This window comes from Pseudomonas sp. WC2401 (genome assembly GCF_041200115.1).
In the GTDB taxonomy this organism is placed as follows: Bacteria; Pseudomonadota; Gammaproteobacteria; order Pseudomonadales; family Pseudomonadaceae; genus Aquipseudomonas; species Aquipseudomonas fragi.
In genome coordinates, this window is sequence record NZ_CP165623.1 from 747,744 (window position 1) to 770,193 (window position 22,450).

The following is a 22,450-nucleotide window of genomic DNA, read 5'->3' on the forward strand; positions in this document are numbered from 1 at the left end:
GGTGCTTGTTAAGTCCGACTCCGCGGTTTCCAGAAAGTGCAGTTGGCCTGAACTTTTCCTTTCAAATTGCCTACAAAGTATTTAGCACAATCGCTGCTAGGCTTTGATTTACGACAAAGGAGAACGTTATGTCTGACCATCACACCTACAAGAAAGTTGAACTGGTAGGCTCGTCCCCGACCAGCATAGAAGACGCCATCAGTAATGCACTGGCCGAGGCCAACAAAAGCATCAAGCATCTGGAGTGGTTCGAGGTGGTTGATACGCGCGGGCACATCAAGGACGGCAAGGTGGCGCACTATCAAGTGACACTCAAAGTCGGCTTTCGCATCGCCAGCAGCTGATCTGAAGCAAGGCTTTTGACCCGCGGACTGGCCGTTTGCCATAAAGTCCGCTACACCGTCTGGGTGCAATGCGGCATGTACGCATTGCACCCTTTTTGTTTTGACCGGGGAATGTGACCGATGAAAAAGATTTTATTGGCTGTAGGTTTGCTGAGTCTGGCAGGAACGGCGTTCGCAGCGGGCAAGCCATGCGAAGAACTGAAAAGCGAAATCGCGGCGAAGATTGAAGCCAATGGCGCCAAGCATTATTCGCTGACTGTCGTGGAAAAAGGTGCTGCCGCTGACGGCAAAGTAGTGGGCTCTTGCGAAGCCGGCACCAAAGAAATCGTCTACAAGCGCGGATAAGTCCAGCGCAGTAGTAAATCTTGTGGGAGCGGGCTTGCTCGCGATGTGCACGCCGCGGTGTTTCAGATCAATCGCGTCGATACCATCGCGAGCAAGCCCGCTCCCACACTTCCCTTTGCGTCAGGCCCCTTTCATCACCTGCGACAGCAATTCATACGAATGAATGCGGTCCGCATGCTCATACAAATCACAGGTAAAAATCAGCTCGTCAGCCTGGGTCTGCTCAACCAGCACATCCAGTTTGGCCTTGATTTTCTGCGGGTTGCCCACCATCGCCAGGCCCAGAAAGCTCATGACGGCCTCTTTTTCATGGGGTAGCCACAAACCGTCCATTGTCTCCACCGGCGGGCGCTGTACCAGGCTCTGCCCGCGCATCAGCGCCAGAATGCGCTGGTACACCGAAGTGGCCAGGTACTCGGCCTGCTCGTCGGTGTCGGCAGCCACCAGCGGCACGCCAAGCATCACATAAGGCTTGTCCAGCACCGCCGAAGGCTTGAAGTGGTTGCGATAGACACGAATCGCTTCATGCATAAGGCGCGGTGCGAAATGTGAAGCAAAGGCGTAAGGCAACCCCATTTCACCGGCCAGTTGCGCACTGAACAGGCTGGAGCCCAGCAGCCAGACCGGAACCTGGGTACCGGTGCCCGGCATGGCGATGATCCGTTGGTCGGGCGTGCGCGGGCCCAGATAGCGCAGCAGTTCGGCCACATCCTGCGGAAAATCATCGGCACTGCCCGAGCGCTCGCGGCGCAGGGCGCGGGCGGTCATCTGGTCCGAGCCGGGCGCACGGCCCAAGCCCAGGTCAATACGGCCGGGGTACAGGCTTTCGAGGGTGCCGAACTGTTCGGCGATCACCAAGGGCGCATGGTTGGGCAGCATCACACCGCCCGAACCGACACGGATGGTCGAAGTGCCGCCGGCGAGATAACCGATCAACACCGAGGTCGCCGAGCTGGCGATGCCGTCCATATTGTGGTGTTCAGCGACCCAAAAACGGTTGTAGCCGAACTTTTCCACGTGCTGTGCCAGATCCAGCGAATTACGCAACGACTGGGCTGCGCTGCCGTTTTCGCGCACAGGGACCAGGTCGAGGGTCGAGAATTTGATGTCAGACAGTCGTTTCATCAGCCGGCTACTCCAGGTGGGATGCAGGTCAGAGTGCTCGCATGACCTGCCAGTGTTTACAGCAATATGGGCATATACCCGAGTTTCAATGGTTGGCTGGGAATTGAGCTACTAAAAATGACGATTGGTCCGATAGGGTGAACTTTGTGGAGCGAACTACCCTCACTAGTTCATTCAAGGCGTGAAACCTTCGCGCCGTTCTTCAGGAGGCACGCATGAGTATCAAAAAGAAAGCATCGGCTCATTGGGCAGGCGATCTTAAAACCGGCATCGGCTCCATCTCCACTGAAACCGGCGTACTGCGTGAAGCGCCGTATGGCTTCAAGGCGAGGTTCGAAGGCGGTAAGGGCACCAACCCCGAAGAGCTGATTGGCGCAGCCCACGCAGGCTGTTTCTCAATGGCCTTGTCGATGATTCTCGGTGATGCCGGGCTCAAGGCTGACAGTATCGACACCACGGCTGAAGTAACCTTGGATCAAGTGGAGGGTGGCTTTGCCATCACCGCCGTGCATCTGGTACTCAAGGCCAAGGTGCCCGGTGCCACCCAGGCGCAATTTGACGAACTGACCACCAAAGCCAAAGAAGGCTGCCCGGTGTCCAAGGTGCTGAACGCCAAAATCACCCTCGACGCTACTCTGGTGAGCTGACGACACCCCTGTACCCCGCTTGCCGCAAGCGGGGTACAGTTGATGCCCGGCTGCGACAGATCAGTCCTGCACTGCGCCAAATGTGATCGAATGGTCACCACTCGCGTCAGATCATGACTTTGCGTTCTGCCTCAAGGGAGTCTCACCATGAAACGTTTCGCTCTAGCTGTTGTTTGCTGCGCCATGGCCACATCGGTACTGGCAGCCCCCAAGCCATGTGAAGAACTGAAGACCGAAATTGAGGCCAAGATCCAGGCCAATAACGTGTCGTCCTATACGCTCGAAATCGTGAGCAATGAAGAAGTTCACGATGAGAACATGGTGGTAGGTTCGTGCGAATTCGGTAGCAAAAAAATCATCTACCAGAATAATGACCGCCAGGCGTCACGGTAAGCAGTTGACCAGCCGCTCCTCGGCCACCACCTTGCCCGTTGCGTTGTACAGCCGGGCGTAGGCATTGAAGCCCAGAGAGCGGGCTTGCAGGCGGTAGCGCTGGCCGGCCTCGAAGCCCGGATAATTGAGCGTGATGTAGCACAAGCGCTCCTGGGGATCGCTGAACATGCCCATGCCGCCGACAAACACCTCGAAATCAAAACGCACCATCAACTCGTGGCTGCCCGGCGTCACCTGAAAATAGCGGCCGTCGGTCAGGCGTTGGTTGTCCAGGCGCTCGGCCATTACCAGCTTGCCGGTTTGGGTTTCAAGGTCGACCCAGGCCATGCTGGGGTTCGCTGGGGGGATCGGCGTGCTGGCGCAGGCGCTGAGCAGGCACACGGTCAACACAAGCAAAAAAGTGCGCATGATGATTACCAGATAATTTGTTACACAAGCATAGCGCGCAATGCCGCTTCGCAGCTCAGCCCTCTGTGGGAGCCGGGCTTGCCCGCGATGGCATCGATGCGGCTTGTCTGAAGGACTGTGCTGGCTGTATCGCGAGCAAGCCCGCTCCCACACCATTGTCACTTTGCCGCCGGGATCGCTTTATGACGCCGCGTGTTCGCTGCCTGCTTGCCATTGCCCTGATACCGCTGATCAATGGCTGTTCCAGTGCTTCGTATTACTCGCAACTGGCGGGAGGGCAGTGGCAGTTATTGCAGGCCCGCGAGCAGGTGAGCACGGTCATTGCCGACCCGCAGCGCCCGGTTGAACTGCGAGACCAATTGGTAAAAGCCCAGGCCGCACGCACCTTTGCCAGTGAGCATTTGCACCTGCCGGACAACCAGAGCTATCGCCTGTACGCCGACCTCAAGCGGCCTTATGTGGTGTGGAATGTCTTCGCCACCCCGGAGTTTTCCCTCAACCCGGTAACCCATTGCTTCCCCATCGCCGGGTGCGTGGCCTACCGGGGTTATTACAGCCAGGGTGCGGCGCGAGGTGAAGCTGCCCTGCAACACCAGCAGGGCATGGATGTGTTTGTCAGCGGCGTCGAAGCCTATTCCACCCTGGGCTGGTTTGATGACCCGATCCTCAACAGCATGCTCAATTGGGGTGATGAGCGTTTGGCCACGCTGATCTTTCATGAACTGGCCCATCAGCGGTTTTATGTGAAGGACGACACTGAGTTCAACGAGTCTTTCGCCAGCTTCGTTGAACAGGAAGGCACCCGCCAATGGCGCGCCAGGCAAGGCCTGCCACCCTCCGGCAGCAGCAACCTGCAGCAACGCGAGCAATTTATCGCCTTGGTGCTCGATACTCGCCAGCGCTTGAAAACTCTTTATGCACAGTCGTTGCCAACAGCCGAGATGCAGCAGCGTAAAGCCGCGGAATTTGAACGAATGCGCCGTGATTATCGTCAGTTACGGGATCAGCAATGGGCGGGAAATCCGCGCTATGACGCGTGGGTCAATGGCCCGCTGAATAACGCCAAACTGCTGCCCTTCGGCCTGTACGATCAATGGGTGCCCGCCTTCGCGGCCTTGTACAAGCACGTCGGCAATGACTGGCCAAGGTTTTATGCCGAAGTCGAACAGCTGGGCAAATTGCCCCCCGGGCAGCGCAAGGCCGCCTTGCAGCAATGGGCTGGCCGCTGAGGTTTGATTCGCTGCACTACATAGATAGTGCCCTTGAAAGTTCTGCTTCTTTAGGCTGAAACCCCACAGTTACTCAGCCCGAAATGAAGCAGAACTCTCAAGGAATACAGCCATGGAGCCAACCAACCCGCTGTTGAGCACTACCCTCCTGCCCCTTTACAGCGAGGTGCGTCTCGAACACCTCAAGCCGGCCATTGAACACATTGTTGCCGACAACCTGCAGACAATCAGCCGTATCGTCGCCACCCAGTCCCGGCACCCCACCTGGTCTGGACTGATTTTGCCGATGGAGACTTTGACGGCGCGGCTGGACGACGCCATAGGCGTCATCATGACGCTGGGGCAGGTATCCCGGGACGTGCCCTGGGAAACCACCATCGGCGATTGTTTCCGCGCGGCCCACGACTACAAGACCCAGGTGCTGCAAGATCGCGGTCTTTACCTTGCCTGCAAGGCGCTGGCCCACAGCCCCGAGGCCCTGGAGCTGGATCGTGCCCAGCAGGCGTTGCTGCACAAGATCCTGCTGGACTACCGGTTGGCCGGGAGTGAGCTGCCCGCCGCAGACCGAGGCGAACTGGCTCGGCTCAACCGTGAAATTTCCAGGCTGGAATGGGTGTTTTTCGAAAATGCCCGGCAATCCCGAAAGGCCTGGCGGCGGCTGGTTCACGATGAGTCATTGCTGGCGGGCCTGCCCGCTGCACTCAAGGCACAGCTGGCGCAGACGGCCAGGGCGGCCGGTCTTGAGGGCTGGCTGATTACCCTCGAAGAGCGTGACACTTACACTGAAATCATGAGCTGTTGCCAGAACAGGGCGTTGCGCGAAGAACTGTTCACCGCCTACAACACGCGGGCTTCCGAGCTGGGCCCCGCTGGCGGGCAATATGACAATGGTCCGGTGCTTAACGATCTGCTCAGCTTGCGCCATCAGAAGGCCTTGCTGTTGGGGTACGGCAACCATGCCGAGCTGAGCATCCAGAACAAGGCGGCCTCGACGGATGCAGTGCTGGGTATGCTGCGCACCCGCATTGCACAAAAATCAGCGCGTTTTGCAACGCAAACGGCGGCGTTGCATGCCCTGGCGGCCACGCTGGGGTACGACAGGCTCCAACCCTGGGATCTGTTGTTTCTGGCCCGCAGGCATGGCCGGCAGCCTGGCGCACTGAGCAACGATCAGTTGCGCGCCTGGTTCCCTTTCAATCGCGTTTTCGAGGGCATTGTGCTGGTCGTCAAGCGCCTGTTTGCGGTCGATCTGGTGGAGCAAACGTCATTCAACACCTGGCACCCGGATGTTCGCCTGTTTGAGGTAAACGAAGCCGGTGTGCTGCTGGGGCATCTTTTTATCGACCCTTATATGCGTGCCCCCAAAATCAATGGCTGCTGGATGCAGTCGGCACGCAGCCGTCGAGTCAATGCACAGGGGGAGCTGACCACCCCGGTGGCCATTGTGCATGGCAACTTTACCCCCGAAGCCGAGGGCGCACCTGCGCTGCTGAACCATGTGCAGATGGGCACCTTGTTCCATGAGTTGGGCCATTGCCTGAAGTTGCTGCTGACCCGCAGCCCCTACAGTGCGTTTTCCCGGGTGGACAGCCTGGGCTCCGTAGCCTCGCGATTTGCAGGCAAGTGTGCAGAGCAATGGTGCTGGTCGCGGGACAGCCTGCGCTGGTATGCCCGGCACCATCAACACGACAGTGAACTGACCTATGAGCAGGTTGACCAGGCCTTGAGTGCCCGTGATACCGAGCGTTGGCTGGAAGAGGTGCAGGAACTGTCGCGTTCGCTGTTTGATTTTGAACTGCACCTGACTTGGGGCGATGGTCGCAGCGTGGAGGCGGTTTGGCGTAGCGCACAAAATCAGGTCCAGCCTTTACCCCAGGCTGAACATGAGCGTTTTGCCAATACGTTTGACTATATGGTCGCGGGGCATGACGCCAACTACTACCTGCGCGAGCAGGCCGCAGCGCTGGCCGAGCAGGTTTTTGCGCGATTCGAGCAGGAGGGTGTGTTCAGCCCGCAAGCGGGCATGGCCTACCGCGAAGCGTTTCATGCACCGGGCAGTGAATACCCGCTATCAGAGTCGTTCGCATTGTTTATGGGGCGACCGCCAGCGGGTATTTGACCGTTAATCAGGACTTGGCAGATTTGAGCCAGTTTTTTACCACGCAGGTTGCAAACGGGCTGGTACTGCACGCCCCGCTGCTCAAGGCTGCACGCAACTGTGGGATATCGGCCTTCATCATGTAGCTCTCGCCATCCTTGTGGTGCGAGTTTTCGCCAAAGCCGCCCTGGGTCATTTCCTTCAGGGCGTCTTCCTTGCTCCAGTCCTGCACCACCACGCGGTACATCGCCGCCATCAGCCCGGTGCGGTCCGAACCGTGCTTGCAATGCATCAACACCGGGCCTTGGGCTTGCGCGGTCTGAATGGCGCGCAAGGCGGCCAGCACATCAGCGTCATCCACATGGTTGGTGCGATAAGGCAACTGGACTTGTGCGACATCTGGGGTATTGAGCCAGGAACTGTCGGCATCGGGCAGGAAGTTGATCACGGTGGCGATATGCAGTTTATCCAGCAACGGCTGCGCGGCGCTGTCAGGCAATGCGCTGCGGTACAAGGTCGGGGACATTTGATACAGGTTGTACTGGGTCGCGATGGGCTGTGCCCACTGGGCTGGTCGGGCCTGGGTGGTTTCGTCGGCCTGGGCCTGAGGCAGTGCAAATGCTGCCAGCAAGGTCAGGCACAGAGCAGGAAAAAACCGGGCTTTGGGCATGTCAGTTCGACCATTAACAAGGTGTTGGGAAGGTGAGGCGCAAGATTGCGTGATGCCGAATCAAAACTATGTCGCTCAATTGTCAAAAAAACGTGATGGCGTCAGCGTAGATGGCGCTATGCCAGTAGTGCGGCAAATTTACGCATGAAACGATTCATCTGTGCGCCCGGCCTGTTAGTATTTGTAACCAAACTTTGCATGCGTGCCTGTTCCCTGGGTCGATAACGCCCTGTACCGCTGCCAAAACGAAAAGCTGCCCATGAGCGGCTGTAATCCGTGACTGCCTGATGAGGTGCCCCCTGCATGTCTGAGCAAGACAACCCCCGGCGTGAGTTTTTGCGCAAAACCCTGACCCTGATTCCAGTGGTCACTGTTGCGAGCACGGGCCTTGGTGGTTCCGTCCTGATGGCCACGCCTGACGTGCAGGCCGCCCCTGCCCCTGCGCCGTCCGTTGCCACAGCAGGCACGGCTTATGAGCCGACCTACTTCACCGCCGAAGAGTGGGCGTTCGTCAACGCCGCCGTCGCGCGCCTGATCCCGGCCGACGAGCAGGGCCCGGGCGCTCTGGAAGCCGGTGTGCCGGAATATATCGACCGTCAGATGAACACCCCTTACGCCAGCGGTGCACTGTGGTTTATGCAAGGCCCGTTCAATGCCGACGCAGCACCGGAAATGGGCTGGCAGAGCAAACTGGTGCCAAAACAGATCTACCGCCTGGGCATCGCTGCCACGGAGGAACTGTGCAAAAAGGCCTATAACTCAACATTTGCTGGGCTAGACAGCGCTACCCGAGACGAAGTGCTCAAACAGCTGGAAGCTGGCACACCGAAATTCGATAGCGTTCCGGCCAAGATGTTTTTCAGCTTTTTGCTGCAAAACACCAAGGAAGGTTTCTTTTGCGACCCGATTCACGGTGGCAACAAAGGCATGGTCGGCTGGACCATGATCGGCTTCCCCGGCGCGCGCGCTGATTTCATGGACTGGGTTGAACGCAACGAGCAATACCCCTTCCCGGCAGTTTCCATTCGCGGCGAGAGGGCTTGAGCATGTCGACCGTTATGAAAAAAGTTGATGCAGTTATCGTCGGATTCGGCTGGACCGGCGCGATCATGGCCAAAGAACTGACCGAAGCTGGTCTGAATGTTGTGGCCCTCGAACGTGGCCCGATGCAGGACACTTACCCGGACGGTAACTATCCACAGGTAATCGACGAACTCACCTACAGCGTGCGTAAAAAGCTGTTCCAGGACGTCTCCAAGGAAACCGTCACCATCCGCCATAGCGTCAATGACGTGGCTTTGCCAAACCGCCAGTTGGGCGCTTTTTTACCCGGTAATGGTGTGGGCGGTGCAGGCTTGCACTGGTCTGGGGTGCACTTTCGGGTCGACCCGATCGAACTGCGCATGCGCAGTCATTACGAAGAGCGCTACGGCAAGAACTTTATCCCCAAGGACATGACCATCCAGGACTTCGGCGTCAGCTACGAAGAACTGGAGCCGTTTTTCGACTATGCGGAAAAGGTCTTGGGTACTTCGGGCCAGGCCTGGACCGTCAATGGCCAACGGGTCGGTGAAGGCAAGGGTGGCAACCCTTACGCACCGGATCGCTCCGACCACTTCCCATTGGTGTCGCAGAAGAACACCTACTCCGCACAGCTGTTTCAGAAAGCGGCTAATGAAGTGGGCTACAAGCCTTACAACCTGCCCTCGGCGAACACCTCGGGGCCTTACACCAACCCCTACGGCGCGCAGATGGGCCCGTGCAACTTCTGCGGTTTTTGCAGCGGTTACGTGTGCTACATGTATTCCAAGGCATCGCCCAACGTCAATATTCTTCCTGCCCTGAAGCCGTTGCCGAACTTTGAGCTGCGCCCTAACGCTCATGTGATCCGGGTCAACCTGGACAGCACCAAAACCAAAGCCACTGGTGTGACCTATATCGATGCCCTGGGCCGCGAAATCGAGCAGCAGGCCGATCTGGTGATCCTTGGTGCGTTCCAGTTCCACAATGTGCGTCTGATGTTGCTGTCGGGCATTGGCAAGCCGTATGACCCGAAAACCGGTGAAGGCGTGGTGGGCAAAAACTTCGCTTACCAGAACATGGGCACCATCAAGGCCTACTTCGACAAAGATGTTCACACCAACAACTTTATCGGTGCGGGCGGCAATGGCGTGGCGATTGACGACTTCAACGCCGACAACTTCGACCACGGCCCCCACGGCTTTGTCGGTGGTTCGCCAATGTGGGTCAACCAGGCCGGTAGCCGACCGATTGCAGGTACGTCCAACCCGCCGGGTACGCCGGCCTGGGGCAGCGCATGGAAGCGTGCAACCGCCGATTACTACACCCACCAAGTGTCGATGGACGCCCACGGTGCGCATCAGTCCTACCGTGGCAACTACCTTGATCTTGACCCGGTTTATCGCGATGCCTACGGCCAACCTCTGCTGCGCATGACGTTCGACTGGCAAGAAAACGACATCAAGATGAACCGCTTCATGATGGAAAAAATGGGCAAGATCGCCGAAGCGATGAACCCCAAGGCCATTGCGCGTATCGGCAAGCAGGTAGGCGACCACTTCAATACGTCGTCGTACCAGACCACCCACCTCAACGGTGGCGCGATCATGGGCACCAACCCGAAAACCAGCGCACTGAACCGCTACCTGCAAAGCTGGGACGTTCACAACGTATTTGTGCCGGGCGCATCGGCTTTCCCACAAGGTTTGGGCTACAACCCCACAGGTCTCGTGGCGGCATTGACGTACTGGTCGGCGCGGGCAATCCGCGAGCAGTACCTGAAAAACCCCGGCCCGCTGGTTCAGGCATAAGGAGCGATGACCATGAAAGCATTTGTTATCGCGACCCTGGCCCTGTTCGCCAGCTTCTCGGCTGTGGCTGAAGAGAGTGACCCGCAAGCGCTGATCAAACAGGGTGAATACCTGGCTCGCGCCGGTGACTGCGTGGCGTGCCACACCGCCAAGGGCGGCAAGCCGTTCGCCGGTGGCCTGGCGATGGAAACCCCGATCGGTACGATCTACTCGACCAATATCACGCCGGACAAAAACGGCATTGGCAGCTACAGCTTTGAAGACTTCGACAAAGCCGTGCGCCACGGCGTCGCGCAAAACGGCAGCACCTTGTACCCGGCCATGCCGTACCCGTCGTATGCGCGGGTCAACGAGGCGGATATGCGAGCGTTGTATGCCTACTTTATGAAGGGCGTAAAACCTGTCGAACAAGCGAATCAGGAGGCAGACATTCCGTGGCCGCTGAGCATGCGCTGGCCGCTGGCGATCTGGCGCTGGCTGTTTGCCCCGGCGGTTGAAGACTTCAAGCCCGACGCCGGCAAAGACGTGGTGCTTAACCGTGGCGCCTATCTGGTGGAAGGCCTTGGGCACTGCGGCGCATGCCATACGCCACGCGCCCTGACCATGCAGGAAAAAGCCCTGAGTGCCAGCGACAGCCCGGCATTCCTGTCAGGCAGCGCACCGCTGGAAGGCTGGATCGCGAAGAACTTGCGCGGTGATCACAAGGACGGGTTGGGCAGCTGGAGCGAAGACCAGTTGGTGCAGTTCCTCAAGACCGGGCGTAGTGATCGCAGTGCGGTATTTGGCGGCATGAGCGATGTGATCGTACACAGCATGCAGTACATGTCCGACGCAGACTTGACGGCTATCGCTCGTTACCTGAAGTCGTTGCCGGCAGTGAATCCGGCGGACAAGCCCCATCAGTACGATCCGGCTGTAGCGGATGCCCTGTGGAACGGTGATGACAGCAAGCGCGGCGCGGCGGTGTACATCGACAACTGCGCGGCCTGCCATCGCACTGACGGTCACGGCTATACCCGAGTGTTCCCGGCATTGGCGGGTAACCCGGTGTTGCAGTCGGCCGACCCGACATCGCTGATCCATATCGTGCTTAAGGGTGGGACATTGCCTGCGACGCATACGGCGCCGTCAACGTTCACCATGCCGGCTTTCGACTGGCGCTTGTCGGATCAGGAAGTGGCCGATGTGGTCAATTTTATCCGCACCAGTTGGGGCAACCAGGCGGCTGAAGTGAAGGCCGGGGATGTGAAGGCAATTCGTCAACCCTGAGTATTCGGTGGGAGCGGGCTTGCTCGCGATGCAAACGACTCGGTATGCCTGAATGACCGAGTCGCTCGCCATCGCGAGCAAGCCCGCTCCCACATTGGGTATTCAGGGCTGTCTTGCAGCCGCCCCGAACCATTTCTGCGACAACGCCTCCAGCCTCCCGTCTGCCTTGATCCGCTGCAACGCCTTGTCCAGGCTGGCCTGGAACGCCGGGTTGCCTTTCTGGAAGGGGATCGCCAGGGCAACTTCCTCATCGGTATCTGGCGCTTTCTGCGCCACCGTCACCAATGGCCCGCGGTCGACAAACGTGTTGCCCTGAGCTACGCCTAACGTCTGGCCCTGAAACATGGCAAGGCTGCTGGGTGAGCGCGGCTGTTCCTGCCGGGCAATCGCCTGCGCTTGCAGGTGGCTGTAAGGCTCGCTGAAATCGAACCGATCCTGCAGCGCAGGGGTCAAAGCCACATGATTGATGGCGACATCGTATTTGCCGCTCTCAACCCCTGACAGCAGGTCATCGCTGTCGGTGACTAGAATGGAGGCATGCACTTCCAGTTCCTGGGCCAGCAACTCACCCAACTCGACGTCAAAGCCTGTCAGGCGCCCGTCCTGTTTGAAGCTGAACGGTGGCATATCGGCTTCAAGGGCGATGCGCAGTTCGCCACGGTCATTCACGTCGTCGATCAGTTCGGCTTGAGCAAAAGGGCTCACCAGTGGCAGTAAAAGCATCAGGCCCGGCAATAAACGCATGGTCACTCCTTTGGTTGGGATGCAAGCGAATCGCATTTAACGTTCGCTTTGCTTTATGTTGGTCACTTGCGGCGTTGGACAACGCTTTGGCTCAAAGTTGTCCGACCCTGAAGATTTTTGCAAAAACCGGAGAAAAAAATGAAAGCTCTACTGTCTCGTGTTGCGTTGGCTTCTGTGTTGATGGGCGCTTCGGTCATGGCCACGGCGGCCGGCCTGGAGTCGGAAGCGGCTCCAAAAGGCGCCAAAGTGTTTATCGTCGAACCTAAAGACGGTGCCACGGTTGATCAAACCTTCACCGTTAAATTCGGCATCGAAGGCATGCCGCTGGCGCCTATCACCGAGGCCACGCCACATGCGGGCCATCACCACCTGCTGATCGATGTCGACCAGTTGCCGGCCGAGAACGCACCGATCCCGGCTGATGCCAACCATATCCACTTCGGCAAGGCCCAGACCGAAACCCAGGTCACCCTGCCACCTGGCAAGCACACCTTGCAACTGGTGCTGGGCAACCAGGTGCATGTGCCGTTCAAGCCAAGCATCGTGTCGGAAAAAATCACGGTTAATGTGAAATAAGCGTTTTCGACGCATAAAAAAGGGAGACCCGAGGGTCTCCCTTTTTAGTGAAGCGCGTTTAGAACAACACGCGGCAACGAATGGTGCCGTTGATGGTCTGCAGCTTCTCTTGCGCCAGATCCGAGGACTCGGCGTCGACGTCGATCACTACATAGCCAACTTTCTCGTTGGTTTGCAGGAACTGGCCGGAGATGTTGATCCCGTTTTCGGCGAAGATCTTGTTGATTTCGCTCATCACGCCCGGGATGTTCTGGTGGATGTGCAGCAGACGGTGCTTGCCAGGGTGGGCCGGCAGGGCCACTTCCGGGAAGTTCACGGACGATACCGAAGTACCGTTGTCGCTGTACTTGACCAGTTTTTCTGCCACTTCCAGACCGATGTTGGCTTGCGCTTCAGCGGTGGAGCCGCCGATGTGCGGGGTCAGGATCACGTTGTCCAGGCCACGCAGCGGGCTTTCGAACACGTCGTCGTTGGAGCGCGGCTCAACCGGGAACACGTCGATAGCGGCGCCGATCAGGTGCTTGTCCTTGATCGCGTCAGCCAGGGCGTCCAGCTCAACCACGGTGCCACGCGCAGCGTTGATCAGAATGCCGCCCTTTTTGATGGCGCGGATTTCTTTCTCGCCGATCATCCACTGGGTGGCTGCGGTTTCCGGTACGTGCAAGGTGACGATGTCGGACATGCCCAACAGCTCGTGCAGATTGCCCACCTGAGTCGCATTGCCCAATGGCAGCTTGGTCACGGTGTCGTAGAAGAACACCTGCATGCCCAGGCCTTCAGCCAGAACCGACAACTGGGTACCGATCGAGCCGTAACCGACGATGCCCAGCTTCTTGCCGCGGATTTCGAAGGAGTTGGCCGCGCTCTTGATCCAGCCACCACGGTGGCAGGAAGCGTTTTTCTCAGGGATGCCACGCAACAACAGGATCGCTTCAGCCAGCACCAGCTCGGCCACCGAACGGGTGTTGGAGTAAGGGGCGTTGAAAACAGCGATACCGCGTTCGCGAGCAGCGTTGAGGTCGACCTGGTTGGTGCCGATGCAGAAACAACCAACAGCGACCAGTTTCTTGGCGCAATCGAACACTTCTTCGGTCAGCTGGGTACGAGAACGGATGCCGATAAAGTGGGCATCAGCGATCTTTTCCTTCAGCTGGGCTTCAGGCAAGGAACTGGTGATGTACTCAATGCTGGTGTACCCGGCGGATTTGAGCACTTCAACAGCGGATTGGTGGACGCCTTCCAAAAGAAGGAACTTGATCTTGCTCTTATCGAGAGAAGTCTTGCTCATCTGCGTAAACCTGTGTCCCAGAGAAAAAATGGCAGGGAATGGACAGCGCGAGCTGACCTGGCCGGCGTGAAGACCGGCACCGAGAATCGTCCAGTGGCTCGATTCTGCGGGGGGGTCGTATGCTAGCATAAGCGCCCCGCTAAACACCCATTCCTGCGACGTGAAGCGTTCTCAGGATGACCATGAATTGTTCGAGAGTTCTGTTGATGACCCATCCTGCCTTGATTGATGAGCTGAAGACCCTGGTAGAGCCTGGCAAGGTTTTGACCGACGCCGACTCCCTTAATGCTTACGGCAAGGATTGGACCAAGCATTTCGCCCCGGCCCCGCTGGCCATCGTGTTCCCGAAAACCACCGAGCAAGTGCAGGCCATCGTGCTGTGGGCCAACGCCCATAACGTGGCGCTGGTGCCTTCGGGCGGCCGCACCGGTTTGTCCGCTGCAGCCGTAGCTGCCAATGGCGAAGTGGTGGTGTCGTTTGACTACATGAACCAGGTGCTGGACATCAACCTGACCGACCGTACCGTGGTCTGCCAGCCAGGTGTCGTGACTGAACATCTGCAGAACCTGGCCGAAGAAAACGGCCTGTACTACCCGGTGGATTTTGCTTCGGCAGGTTCGAGCCAGATTGGCGGCAATATCGGCACCAATGCCGGCGGGATCAAGGTGATTCGCTACGGCATGACCCGCAACTGGGTGGCCGGCATGAAAGTGGTCACCGGCAAGGGCGACGTGCTGGAGCTGAACAAGGACCTGATCAAGAACGCCACCGGCTACGACATGCGCCAGCTGTTTATCGGCGCCGAAGGCACCCTGGGTTTTGTGGTGGAAGCCACCATGCGCCTGGACCGTGCGCCGAAAAATCTGACGGCGATGGTGTTGGGCACGGCAGATTTCGATTCGATCATGCCGGTACTGCACGCCTTCCAGAACAAGCTTGATCTGACGGCTTTCGAGTTCTTCTCCGACAAGGCGCTGGCCAAGGTCATGGACCGTGGCGACGTGCCTTCGCCGTTCGAGACCGACTGCCCGTTCTACGCCCTGCTGGAATTCGAAGCGACCACCGAAGAAGTGGCCAACGCTGCCCTGGAAACCTTCGAACACTGCATGGAAGAAGGCTGGGTGCTTGATGGTGTGATGAGCCAGAGCGAAACCCAGCTGCAGAACCTGTGGAAACTGCGCGAGTACATCTCCGAGACCATCTCCCACTGGACGCCGTACAAAAACGACATTTCGGTCACTGTGTCGAAAGTCCCGGCATTCCTGAAAGAAATTGACGCGATCGTCGGCGAACACTACCCGGACTTCGAAATTGTCTGGTTCGGCCATATTGGCGACGGCAACCTGCACTTGAACATCCTCAAGCCGGAAAACCTGAGCAAGGACGAGTTCTTTGCCAAGTGCGCGACGGTGAACAAGTGGGTGTTTGAAACCGTCGAGAAGTACAACGGTTCGATCTCGGCCGAGCATGGCGTGGGCATGACCAAGCGTGATTACCTGACCTACAGCCGCTCGCCGGTGGAGATCGAGTACATGAAAGCGCTGAAGGCCGTGTTCGACCCTAAAGGCATCATGAACCCCGGCAAGATTTTTGCGGTTTAATTAACCACACATAACCCGTAGCAGCTGCCGCAGGCTGCGTCCGGCGGCGAAGCGATCGTAAATCCTGAATACGCGGTTTGCCTGGCAAACCGTAATCACCGACTTTACGACGGCTTCGCCGCCGGACGCAGCCTGCGGCAGCTGCTACGGGATCATTAGTTATCAGCGGAGTCGGTCCATGAGCTATCAGCACCAGTATGTCGACGGTACCCGGATTCACTTTCCCATCGGTAAGGTGGTGTGCATCGGCCGTAACTACGCCGAACACGCCAAGGAACTGGATAACCCGATCCCGACCGAGCCCCTGCTTTTCATCAAGCCGGGCAGTTGTGTCGTGCCTCTGGAAGGCGGCTTTGCAATCCCCACCGAACGCGGTTCGGTGCATTACGAAGCCGAAATTTCGGTGCTGATCGGCAAGCCCCTGTCGAACAACCCGAGCGCCGAGGAAGTGCTGGACGCGATCTCCGGTTTTGCCCCCGGCCTGGACCTGACCCTGCGTGACAAACAGGCCGAGCTCAAGAGCAAGGGCTTGCCGTGGGAAATTGCCAAGTCGTTTGATGGCGCCTGTGTGCTGGCCCCTTTCGTGCAGAGCAGCGCCTTTGCTGACCTGGCCGATATCGGCATTCGTTTGACCATCAATGGCGAAGTGCGTCAGGACGGCAATAGCGCCCTGATGCTCAATCCGATTGTGCCGATGATCCAGCACATGGCCGCATGCTTCTCGCTGCAAGCCGGTGACGTGATCATGACCGGCACACCGGTAGGCGTAGGCCCGCTGAATGTGGGGGATGAGCTGGTGCTGGAGCTGACAGGCGTGAGCCGCTTCGAGAGTATCGTTCGCTAGCTCAGCCTGACGCGTTGATACAGCCTGTGGCAGTCACAGGCTGTTGTATTACACCGCCATCGGTGCGGTCATGGGCGCGTGGTGCTGGTAGCCTTCGAGGCTAAAGTCACTCGGCTCGATCAGGCCCAGCCACTCTGGCTGGTACACGCCGGTCTTGGCGAATTCCGGCACGCGGTCCGAGATCACCAGTTTTGGCATCGGGTACGGCTCGCGGGTCAGCTGTTCGTTGAGCATGTCCAGGTGGTTTTCATACACATGGGCATCGCCAATAAAGTAGGTGAACCAGCGCGGCGTATAGCCGGTCAGGCGGCCGATCAGGCTCAGCAGTGCCGCGCCTTCGGTCAGGTTGAACGGCGTACCCAGGCCCAGGTCATTGGAGCGGATGTAGAGGGTCAGGGAAATTTCCTTCGTCTCGACATTCGGGTGGAACTGGTACAGCAAGTGGCACGGCGGCAGGGCCATTTCGTCGAGCTGGGCGCAGTTCCAGCCGTGGAACAGGATGCGGCGGCTGCCCGGGTCATTGATGATGGTGTCGACGCACTGGCGCACCTGGTCGATGGCTTTGTACAGCACCACATAGGCCTGGCCGTCTTCTTCGCCTTCGGCAATCTGGCGGTAACCCTGGCTCAGGCACAGTTCGATTGCGGCCGTATTGCTGCGCTCGACTTGCTTGTAGGCCGGCCACTTGCGCCATTGCACGCCGTAGATTTCGCCCAGGTCGTCTTCGCCCTGACGGAACGGGTTGGCCAGCCACTGGGCGTTTTCGTTGGCATTCTGGTCCCACACCTTGCAACCCAATGCTCGGAAGTCCGCGGCACTGTTGACCGGGCGCAAGAAGCCGCACATCTCGCCAATGGCCGATTTGAACGCCATGCGCCGGGTGGTGATGGCCGGGAAGCCTTCCTTGAGGTCATAACGCAACATGGCGCCGGGCAGGCTGATGGTCTTCACGCCGGTGCGGTTGGCTTGCAGGGTGCCGTTTTTGATGACGTTGGCAACGAGGTCGAGATATTGCTTCATGGTTTTCCTACCGTTTGAATGCGGGGCTTTGTAAGCCCCGCCATTCGAATGTATTACGCAGCTTTTTGAGCCGCCGGATCGCGGTTATAAGCCCACCAGATAAGGAGCAGGCCGCCCGCGATCATCGGGATGCAGAGGATTTGCCCCATCGTCACCCAGCCGAACGCCAGATAGCCCAGTTGGGCATCCGGTACACGGACGAATTCGACGATAAAGCGGAAGATGCCGTAGAACAGGGCGAACATCCCGGAAACCGCCATGGTTGGCCGTGGTTTGCGCGAGTACAGCCAAAGAATCAGGAAGAGTGCCACACCTTCGAGGGCGAACTGGTAAAGCTGCGACGGATGACGCGCCAGTTGCTGTGGGTCGGTAGGGAAAATCATCGCCCACGGCACATCGCTGGCCTTACCCCACAGTTCAGCGTTGATAAAGTTGCCGATGCGCCCCGCACCCAGGCCAATCGGCACGACAGGGGCGATAAAGTCCATGATCTGGAAGAACGACTTGCCGTTGCGTTTGCCAAAGCCCCACACCGCCAGCATCACGCCGATCAGGCCACCGTGGAACGCCATGCCGCCCTTCCACACTTCAAAAATTAGCAACGGGTTGGCGATGTAGGCGCTCAGGTCGTAAAACAGCACATAACCCAAACGGCCGCCGACAATCACGCCCATGGCCACCCAGAACACCAGGTCGGAGAGCTTCTCCTTGGTCCAGGTCGGGTCGAAGCGGTTAAGGCGTCGCGACAGGATCAGCCAGGCAGCGCCAATGCCGATCAGGTACATCAGGCCGTACCAATGGATTTTCAGCGGGCCGATGGCCAGTGCCACCGGGTCAATCTGCGGGTAAGGCAGCATTGCGACTCCTTGTTAGATCAGGAAACTCAAACCGACACAGAACAACAGTGCGGCAAACAGCCGTTTCAGCAGGCGTGGCGAGAGCTTGTGGGCCAGTCGCGCACCGAAACGGGCGAAAAACATGCTGGTCAGGGCAATCCCGAGCAGCGCGGGCAAGTAGACAAACCCGAGACTATGCGCGGGCAGGTCGGGGTTATGCCAGCCTATGATCATGAAACTTAATGCACCTGCCAGTGCAATCGGCAGCCCGCAGGCCGATGACGTGGCCACGGCCTGCTGCATCGGCACGCTGCGCCAGCTCAGGAACGGCACGGTCAGCGAGCCGCCGCCGATGCCGAAAATCGCCGATGCCCAGCCAATAACGGTACCGGCCAGGGTCAGCCCGACCTTGCCAGGTACTGTGCCAGTGGCCTTGGGCTGTAAGCCCAGGGCCATCTGGAGGGCGATCACCACGGCGAACACGCCGATGATTTTCTGCAAGTGGGGGCCGGCAATGGCTTCTGCGGTCAGCGCGCCGATGCCGGCGCCGATCAGGATACCCAGGGTCATCCAGAGCACCAGCGGCCAGCGCACGGCGCCTTTGCGATGGTGTTCGCGGATCGAGTTGATCGAGGTAAAGATGATCGTGGCCAACGACGTGCCGACGGCCAGATGGGTCAGCACCTCGCTGTCAAAACCCTGCAAGGTGAAGCTGAACACCAGCACCGGCACGATGATAAGCCCGCCGCCGACCCCGAACAGCCCGGCCAGCACCCCCGCAAAACCTCCCAGTACCAGATAGAGCAGAAATTCCATGACGCCCCCCCAAATTTGACCCGCATGGTAACGGAGCAAGGGCTTTGGCTCCACTGCGCTGCACGGTATGGCGCGAGCCGCCCGATCAATCTATAAGTAGTGTGGTTAAAAAAACATTAAGGACTGCCCATGTGTCTGATTGTCTTCGCCTGGCGCCCCGGCCATGCACAGCCTTTGGTCGTTGCGGCCAACCGCGATGAATTCTATGCGCGCCCTGCCAAACCGCTGGCGCAGTGGGTCAATGCGCCGCAAGTGTATGCCGGGCGCGACCTTGAAGCGGGAGGCACCTGGCTGGGTATTGGTGCCGATGGACGCTTTGCGGCCCTGACCAACATCCGCGAGCCGCACAAGCCGCCTTCACGGCGCTCACGGGGCGAGCTGGTGGCAGACTTTCTCACCGGCAACCAGTCAATTGCCGAGTATTTCACCCAGGTTGGCCGACGTTCTGTCGACTATGCCGGTTTTAATCTGCTGTTGGGCACCGCAGATCAGCTCTGGCATTTCAACTCCAGGGACCTGGCGCCGCAACCGCTGAGTGCGGGGATTTATGGTGTGTCCAACGGCGGGCTGGATACGCCCTGGCCCAAACTGCTCAAGGCCAAGGCAGCGCTGGCCGAGGTGCTGGACAACCCGCAGCCACAAGCGCTGCTGGCGTTGCTCAAGGATGCGCAGACGGCCCCGTTCAGCGAACTACCGGACACCGGCGTGGGGCTGGCCACGGAGAGTTTGCTGTCGAGCGTGTTTATCGCCAGCCCAAGTTATGGCACTCGTGCCAGTACCGCGCTGATTGTGAATGCAGACGGCTCAAGGGTGATGGTGGAGCACAGCTTCGGGCCGCATGGGGGGCGGTTGGGAGAAGTAAGGATAGAGGCATGAACACGGTGTGCCTGCCAGACCGCGTCGCCTGCATCGCAGGCAAGCTAGCTCCCACAGGTTATGCATGGCCAGCAGAATTCATGGCTTGCCAGGATCCTTTGTGGGAGCGGGCTTGCTCGCGATGGCATCGCTGGGGTGTGCCTGCCAGACCGCGTCGCCTGTATCGCAGGCAAGCCAGCTCCCACATGTGACCACTTTTCAGTAAGGCTTGATCGCCGCCGGGTTCATCATGCGGGTCAGGCCCATGTTCTTCAGCGCCAGTTGAATGGTGCTGCGAATAACCTGCGGGTTGTCGATGGTCATGACTTCGGCCAGCAGTTCCTTGGCGCGACTCAAACTTACCTGACGCAGCATCCATTTCACTTTCGGCAAGTTGGTGGCGTTCATCGACAAGCTGTCAAAGCCCATCGCCATCAACAGGATCGCCGCCGCCGGGTCACCGGCCATTTCACCGCAGATGCTCGCCGGCTTGCCTTCGGCATGGGCATCGCGCACCACCGACTGCAGGGCCTGCAGCACCGCCGGGTGCAGGTAGTCATACAAATCCGCCACCCGCGGGTTGTTGCGGTCTACAGCCAGCAGGTACTGGGTCAGGTCGTTGGAACCCACCGACAGAAAGTCGACCTGACGCGCCAGCTCCCTGGTCTGATAAACCGCCGCCGGGATTTCGATCATCACGCCAATCGGCGGCATGGGCACGTCGGTGCCTTCGTCGCGCACTTCGCCCCAGGCACGGTGCAGCAGGTGCAGGGCTTCTTCGAGTTCGTGGGTGCCGGAGATCATCGGCAGCAGGATACGCAGGTTGTTCAGGCCTTCGCTGGCCTTGAGCATGGCCCGGGCCTGCACCAGGAAGATTTCCGGGTGGTCTAGGGTGACGCGGATCCCGCGCCAGCCCAGGAACGGGTTGTCTTCCTTGATCGGGAAGTATGACAGTGACTTGTCGCCGCCAATGTCCAGGCTGCGCATGGTCACCGGTTGCGGATGGAAGGCGGAAAGTTGCTCGCGATAAATCGCCAGCTGCTCCTTTTCACTCGGGAAGCGCTGGTTGATCATGAACGGCACTTCGGTGCGGTACAGGCCTACGCCTTCGGCGCCCCGCTGCTGCGCCCGCGCCACATCGGCCAGCAGGCCGGTGTTGACCCACAGCGGCATGCGATGCCCGTCCGGGGTGATGCACGGCAGCTCGCGCAGGGCATCGAGCCCTTGGGACAGCTGGCGTTCTTCTTCGACCACTTCAGCGTATTGCTTGCGCAGCACTTCGCTGGGGTTGGTATAGACCTCGCCGTGGTAGCCGTCGACGATCATCTGGATGCCGTCGACCTTGGAGTACGGCAGGTCAACCACGCCCATCACGGTCGGAATGCCCATCGCCCGCGCCAGGATCGCGACGTGGGAGTTGCCCGAGCCCAGTACCGACACCAGGCCCGCCAGCTTGCCCTCAGGCACTTCGCCGAGCATGGTGGCCGTCAGCTCTTCGCTGACCAGGATGGTGTTGTCGGGGTAGACCATGGTTTGCTGGCGATCATGCTGCAAATAGGCCAGCAGGCGCCGGCCAAGGTCGCGCACATCCGACGCCCGCTCGCGCAGGTAGTCGTCGTCCATCAGTTCGAAACGGTTGACGTGATCGGTCACCACCTGGCGCAGCGCGCCCTGGGCCCACTGACCGGTCTTGATCACATTTTTGACTTCGCTGCCCAGCGACGCATCGTCGAGCATCATCAGGTACACGTCAAACAGTGCCTGTTCTTCAGGGCGCAGTTGGGTGGCGAGCTTTTTCGACACCGCGCGCATGTCGTTGCGCACGCCTTCGAGGGCAGTCTTGAACAGCGCGATTTCGGCCGGGATATCGGTGATGGCCTTGTCGGGCACCACGTCCAGATCCGCGGGGGGCAGCATCACCACGGCGGTACCCACCGCGGCACCCGGCGAACCCGGCACGCCGACGAACTTGGCTTCCTGGATGCCCTTGCCCTGACGGCCCAGGCCACGAATCGAGCCCGTGGCTTCCGCGTGGGCAATAACCCCGGCCAGCTGGGCGCTCATGGTCACCAGGAAGGCTTCTTCGCCCTCGTCGAACTGACGGCGTTCTTTCTGCTGGATGACCAGAACCCCGACCACGCGCCGGTGGTGGATGATCGGCGCACCCAGGAAGGAGGCATAGCGCTCCTCACCGGTTTCGGCAAAGTAGCGATAGCGCGGGTGATCGGCGGCGTTTTCGAGGTTCAGAGGCTCTTCACGGGTGCCCACAAGGCCCACAAGGCCTTCGTTGGGTGCCATGCTGACTTTGCCGATCGAGCGCTTGTTCAAGCCCTCGGTGGCCATCAGGACAAAGCGGTTTGTCTCTGGATCAAGCAAATAGACCGAGCAGACCTGGCTGCTCATGGCCTCTTTGACGCGCAACACAATAATCCCCAACGCCGCCTTGAGATCCTTGGCGGAGTTAACTTCCTGGACGATCTTGCGCAGCGTATTGAGCATGGCTCGGGGTCG

The 22,450-nt window shown here is 59.1% G+C and carries 22 protein-coding genes; 13 read left to right on the top strand and 9 right to left on the bottom strand.

Annotated elements, in window-relative coordinates:
• Positions 1-128: 128 nt before the first annotated feature.
• Both AB3G35_RS03265 and AB3G35_RS03270 read left to right on the top strand, forming a co-directional pair.
• Complete coding sequence (locus AB3G35_RS03265) at positions 129-344, top strand: dodecin (protein ID WP_016782798.1); 216 nt, start codon at positions 129-131, stop codon at positions 342-344.
• Between the two features lie 120 nt (positions 345-464).
• The gene (locus AB3G35_RS03270) at positions 465-689 is read left to right on the top strand and encodes a DUF1161 domain-containing protein (RefSeq protein ID WP_083369703.1); all 225 of its coding nucleotides are present in this window, start codon (positions 465-467) and stop codon (positions 687-689) included.
• Positions 690-809: 120 nt separating this feature from the next.
• On the opposite strand, the gene AB3G35_RS03275 is transcribed toward AB3G35_RS03270, so the two are convergent.
• On the bottom strand, positions 810-1,814 hold the full coding sequence (locus AB3G35_RS03275; RefSeq protein ID WP_106117002.1) for an LLM class flavin-dependent oxidoreductase: 1,005 nt from the start codon (positions 1,812-1,814) through the stop codon (positions 810-812).
• A 215-nt stretch (positions 1,815-2,029) separates the two neighbouring features.
• On the opposite strand from AB3G35_RS03275, the gene AB3G35_RS03280 reads away from it, so the two are divergent.
• Positions 2,030-2,461, top strand: a complete 432-nt coding sequence (locus AB3G35_RS03280; protein WP_016782795.1) for an OsmC family protein — start codon at positions 2,030-2,032, stop codon at positions 2,459-2,461.
• A 147-nt stretch (positions 2,462-2,608) separates the two neighbouring features.
• Positions 2,609-2,854, top strand: coding sequence for a DUF1161 domain-containing protein (locus tag AB3G35_RS03285; RefSeq protein WP_029611642.1), 246 nt, complete (start codon positions 2,609-2,611; stop codon positions 2,852-2,854).
• Here AB3G35_RS03285 and AB3G35_RS03290 read toward each other — a convergent pair.
• Positions 2,846-3,262: a hypothetical protein gene (locus tag AB3G35_RS03290; RefSeq protein ID WP_016782793.1), complete on the bottom strand. Its 417-nt coding sequence runs from the start codon at positions 3,260-3,262 to the stop codon at positions 2,846-2,848. The genes AB3G35_RS03285 and AB3G35_RS03290 overlap by 9 nt on opposite strands.
• Before the next feature lie 182 nt (positions 3,263-3,444).
• On the opposite strand from AB3G35_RS03290, the gene AB3G35_RS03295 reads away from it, so the two are divergent.
• Entirely contained in the window at positions 3,445-4,491 is a 1,047-nt protein-coding gene (locus AB3G35_RS03295) for an aminopeptidase (protein WP_369782302.1), read from the top strand.
• A gap of 112 nt (positions 4,492-4,603) precedes the next feature.
• Positions 4,604-6,610, top strand: coding sequence for a M3 family metallopeptidase (locus tag AB3G35_RS03300; protein WP_340055994.1), 2,007 nt, complete (start codon positions 4,604-4,606; stop codon positions 6,608-6,610).
• Positions 6,611-6,617: 7 nt separating this feature from the next.
• Here the strand turns inward: AB3G35_RS03300 and AB3G35_RS03305 are convergent, their stop codons facing one another.
• The gene (locus tag AB3G35_RS03305) at positions 6,618-7,259 is read right to left on the bottom strand and encodes a dual specificity protein phosphatase family protein (protein WP_324708367.1); all 642 of its coding nucleotides are present in this window, start codon (positions 7,257-7,259) and stop codon (positions 6,618-6,620) included.
• A 303-nt stretch (positions 7,260-7,562) separates the two neighbouring features.
• On the opposite strand from AB3G35_RS03305, the gene AB3G35_RS03310 reads away from it, so the two are divergent.
• The 3 genes from AB3G35_RS03310 to AB3G35_RS03320 are packed head-to-tail and all read left to right on the top strand — an operon-like array spanning position 7,563 to position 11,359.
• A complete protein-coding gene (locus AB3G35_RS03310) occupies positions 7,563-8,303 on the top strand; it encodes a gluconate 2-dehydrogenase subunit 3 family protein (protein WP_016782789.1) in 741 nt (246 codons plus the stop codon).
• A gap of 2 nt (positions 8,304-8,305) precedes the next feature.
• Positions 8,306-10,090 carry a GMC family oxidoreductase gene (locus tag AB3G35_RS03315; RefSeq protein WP_369782303.1) on the top strand — a complete coding sequence of 595 codons (1,785 nt, stop codon included), beginning with the start codon at positions 8,306-8,308 and terminating at the stop codon, positions 10,088-10,090.
• Positions 10,091-10,102: 12 nt separating this feature from the next.
• Complete coding sequence (locus tag AB3G35_RS03320) at positions 10,103-11,359, top strand: cytochrome c (protein ID WP_169870163.1); 1,257 nt, start codon at positions 10,103-10,105, stop codon at positions 11,357-11,359.
• Between the two features lie 102 nt (positions 11,360-11,461).
• On the opposite strand, the gene AB3G35_RS03325 is transcribed toward AB3G35_RS03320, so the two are convergent.
• On the bottom strand, positions 11,462-12,103 hold the full coding sequence (locus AB3G35_RS03325) for a transporter substrate-binding domain-containing protein (RefSeq protein WP_106117010.1): 642 nt from the start codon (positions 12,101-12,103) through the stop codon (positions 11,462-11,464).
• Between the two features lie 138 nt (positions 12,104-12,241).
• Between AB3G35_RS03325 and AB3G35_RS03330 the strand changes: the two genes are divergently transcribed.
• Positions 12,242-12,679: a DUF4399 domain-containing protein gene (locus tag AB3G35_RS03330; RefSeq protein ID WP_016782785.1), complete on the top strand. Its 438-nt coding sequence runs from the start codon at positions 12,242-12,244 to the stop codon at positions 12,677-12,679.
• A 58-nt stretch (positions 12,680-12,737) separates the two neighbouring features.
• Here the strand turns inward: AB3G35_RS03330 and serA are convergent, their stop codons facing one another.
• On the bottom strand, positions 12,738-13,967 hold the full coding sequence (serA, locus tag AB3G35_RS03335; RefSeq protein ID WP_083369705.1) for a phosphoglycerate dehydrogenase: 1,230 nt from the start codon (positions 13,965-13,967) through the stop codon (positions 12,738-12,740).
• A 206-nt stretch (positions 13,968-14,173) separates the two neighbouring features.
• Between serA and AB3G35_RS03340 the strand changes: the two genes are divergently transcribed.
• A complete protein-coding gene (locus AB3G35_RS03340; RefSeq protein ID WP_016782783.1) occupies positions 14,174-15,568 on the top strand; it encodes an FAD-binding oxidoreductase in 1,395 nt (464 codons plus the stop codon).
• A 178-nt stretch (positions 15,569-15,746) separates the two neighbouring features.
• Positions 15,747-16,412, top strand: coding sequence for a fumarylacetoacetate hydrolase family protein (locus AB3G35_RS03345; RefSeq protein ID WP_095004004.1), 666 nt, complete (start codon positions 15,747-15,749; stop codon positions 16,410-16,412).
• 48 nt (positions 16,413-16,460) lie between these two features.
• Here AB3G35_RS03345 and AB3G35_RS03350 read toward each other — a convergent pair whose 3' ends face one another.
• The 3 genes from AB3G35_RS03350 to AB3G35_RS03360 are packed head-to-tail and all read right to left on the bottom strand — an operon-like array spanning position 16,461 to position 19,084.
• The gene (locus AB3G35_RS03350; protein ID WP_016782781.1) at positions 16,461-17,432 is read right to left on the bottom strand and encodes a thymidylate synthase; all 972 of its coding nucleotides are present in this window, start codon (positions 17,430-17,432) and stop codon (positions 16,461-16,463) included.
• A gap of 53 nt (positions 17,433-17,485) precedes the next feature.
• Positions 17,486-18,289, bottom strand: coding sequence for a prolipoprotein diacylglyceryl transferase (lgt, locus tag AB3G35_RS03355; protein ID WP_016782780.1), 804 nt, complete (start codon positions 18,287-18,289; stop codon positions 17,486-17,488).
• 12 nt (positions 18,290-18,301) lie between these two features.
• Positions 18,302-19,084, bottom strand: a complete 783-nt coding sequence (locus AB3G35_RS03360; protein WP_016782779.1) for a sulfite exporter TauE/SafE family protein — start codon at positions 19,082-19,084, stop codon at positions 18,302-18,304.
• Positions 19,085-19,213: 129 nt separating this feature from the next.
• On the opposite strand from AB3G35_RS03360, the gene AB3G35_RS03365 reads away from it, so the two are divergent.
• Complete coding sequence (locus AB3G35_RS03365) at positions 19,214-19,960, top strand: NRDE family protein (protein WP_016782778.1); 747 nt, start codon at positions 19,214-19,216, stop codon at positions 19,958-19,960.
• 198 nt (positions 19,961-20,158) lie between these two features.
• Here AB3G35_RS03365 and ptsP read toward each other — a convergent pair whose 3' ends face one another.
• Positions 20,159-22,438, bottom strand: a complete 2,280-nt coding sequence (ptsP, locus tag AB3G35_RS03370) for a phosphoenolpyruvate--protein phosphotransferase (RefSeq protein ID WP_016782777.1) — start codon at positions 22,436-22,438, stop codon at positions 20,159-20,161.
• Positions 22,439-22,450 lie beyond the last annotated feature (12 nt).

Bases quoted from the DNA above. Each gene is read 5' to 3' on its own strand.
- AB3G35_RS03365 (WP_016782778.1), top strand. From the start codon at position 19,214: ATGTGTCTGATTGTCTTCGCCTGGCGCCCCGGCCATGCACAGCCTTTG.
- AB3G35_RS03320 (WP_169870163.1), top strand. From the start codon at position 10,103: ATGAAAGCATTTGTTATCGCGACCCTGGCCCTGTTCGCCAGCTTCTCG.
- AB3G35_RS03290 (WP_016782793.1), bottom strand. From the start codon at position 3,262: ATGCGCACTTTTTTGCTTGTGTTGACCGTGTGCCTGCTCAGCGCCTGC.
- AB3G35_RS03350 (WP_016782781.1), bottom strand. From the start codon at position 17,432: ATGAAGCAATATCTCGACCTCGTTGCCAACGTCATCAAAAACGGCACC.
- AB3G35_RS03340 (WP_016782783.1), top strand. From the start codon at position 14,174: ATGACCCATCCTGCCTTGATTGATGAGCTGAAGACCCTGGTAGAGCCT.
- AB3G35_RS03300 (WP_340055994.1), top strand. From the start codon at position 4,604: ATGGAGCCAACCAACCCGCTGTTGAGCACTACCCTCCTGCCCCTTTAC.
- AB3G35_RS03360 (WP_016782779.1), bottom strand. From the start codon at position 19,084: ATGGAATTTCTGCTCTATCTGGTACTGGGAGGTTTTGCGGGGGTGCTG.
- AB3G35_RS03305 (WP_324708367.1), bottom strand. From the start codon at position 7,259: ATGCCCAAAGCCCGGTTTTTTCCTGCTCTGTGCCTGACCTTGCTGGCA.
- AB3G35_RS03270 (WP_083369703.1), top strand. From the start codon at position 465: ATGAAAAAGATTTTATTGGCTGTAGGTTTGCTGAGTCTGGCAGGAACG.
- serA (WP_083369705.1), bottom strand. From the start codon at position 13,967: ATGAGCAAGACTTCTCTCGATAAGAGCAAGATCAAGTTCCTTCTTTTG.
- AB3G35_RS03285 (WP_029611642.1), top strand. From the start codon at position 2,609: ATGAAACGTTTCGCTCTAGCTGTTGTTTGCTGCGCCATGGCCACATCG.
- AB3G35_RS03325 (WP_106117010.1), bottom strand. From the start codon at position 12,103: ATGCGTTTATTGCCGGGCCTGATGCTTTTACTGCCACTGGTGAGCCCT.
- lgt (WP_016782780.1), bottom strand. From the start codon at position 18,289: ATGCTGCCTTACCCGCAGATTGACCCGGTGGCACTGGCCATCGGCCCG.
- AB3G35_RS03345 (WP_095004004.1), top strand. From the start codon at position 15,747: ATGAGCTATCAGCACCAGTATGTCGACGGTACCCGGATTCACTTTCCC.
- AB3G35_RS03310 (WP_016782789.1), top strand. From the start codon at position 7,563: ATGTCTGAGCAAGACAACCCCCGGCGTGAGTTTTTGCGCAAAACCCTG.
- AB3G35_RS03275 (WP_106117002.1), bottom strand. From the start codon at position 1,814: ATGAAACGACTGTCTGACATCAAATTCTCGACCCTCGACCTGGTCCCT.
- AB3G35_RS03330 (WP_016782785.1), top strand. From the start codon at position 12,242: ATGAAAGCTCTACTGTCTCGTGTTGCGTTGGCTTCTGTGTTGATGGGC.
- AB3G35_RS03295 (WP_369782302.1), top strand. From the start codon at position 3,445: ATGACGCCGCGTGTTCGCTGCCTGCTTGCCATTGCCCTGATACCGCTG.
- AB3G35_RS03315 (WP_369782303.1), top strand. From the start codon at position 8,306: ATGTCGACCGTTATGAAAAAAGTTGATGCAGTTATCGTCGGATTCGGC.
- AB3G35_RS03265 (WP_016782798.1), top strand. From the start codon at position 129: ATGTCTGACCATCACACCTACAAGAAAGTTGAACTGGTAGGCTCGTCC.
- ptsP (WP_016782777.1), bottom strand. From the start codon at position 22,438: ATGCTCAATACGCTGCGCAAGATCGTCCAGGAAGTTAACTCCGCCAAG.
- AB3G35_RS03280 (WP_016782795.1), top strand. From the start codon at position 2,030: ATGAGTATCAAAAAGAAAGCATCGGCTCATTGGGCAGGCGATCTTAAA.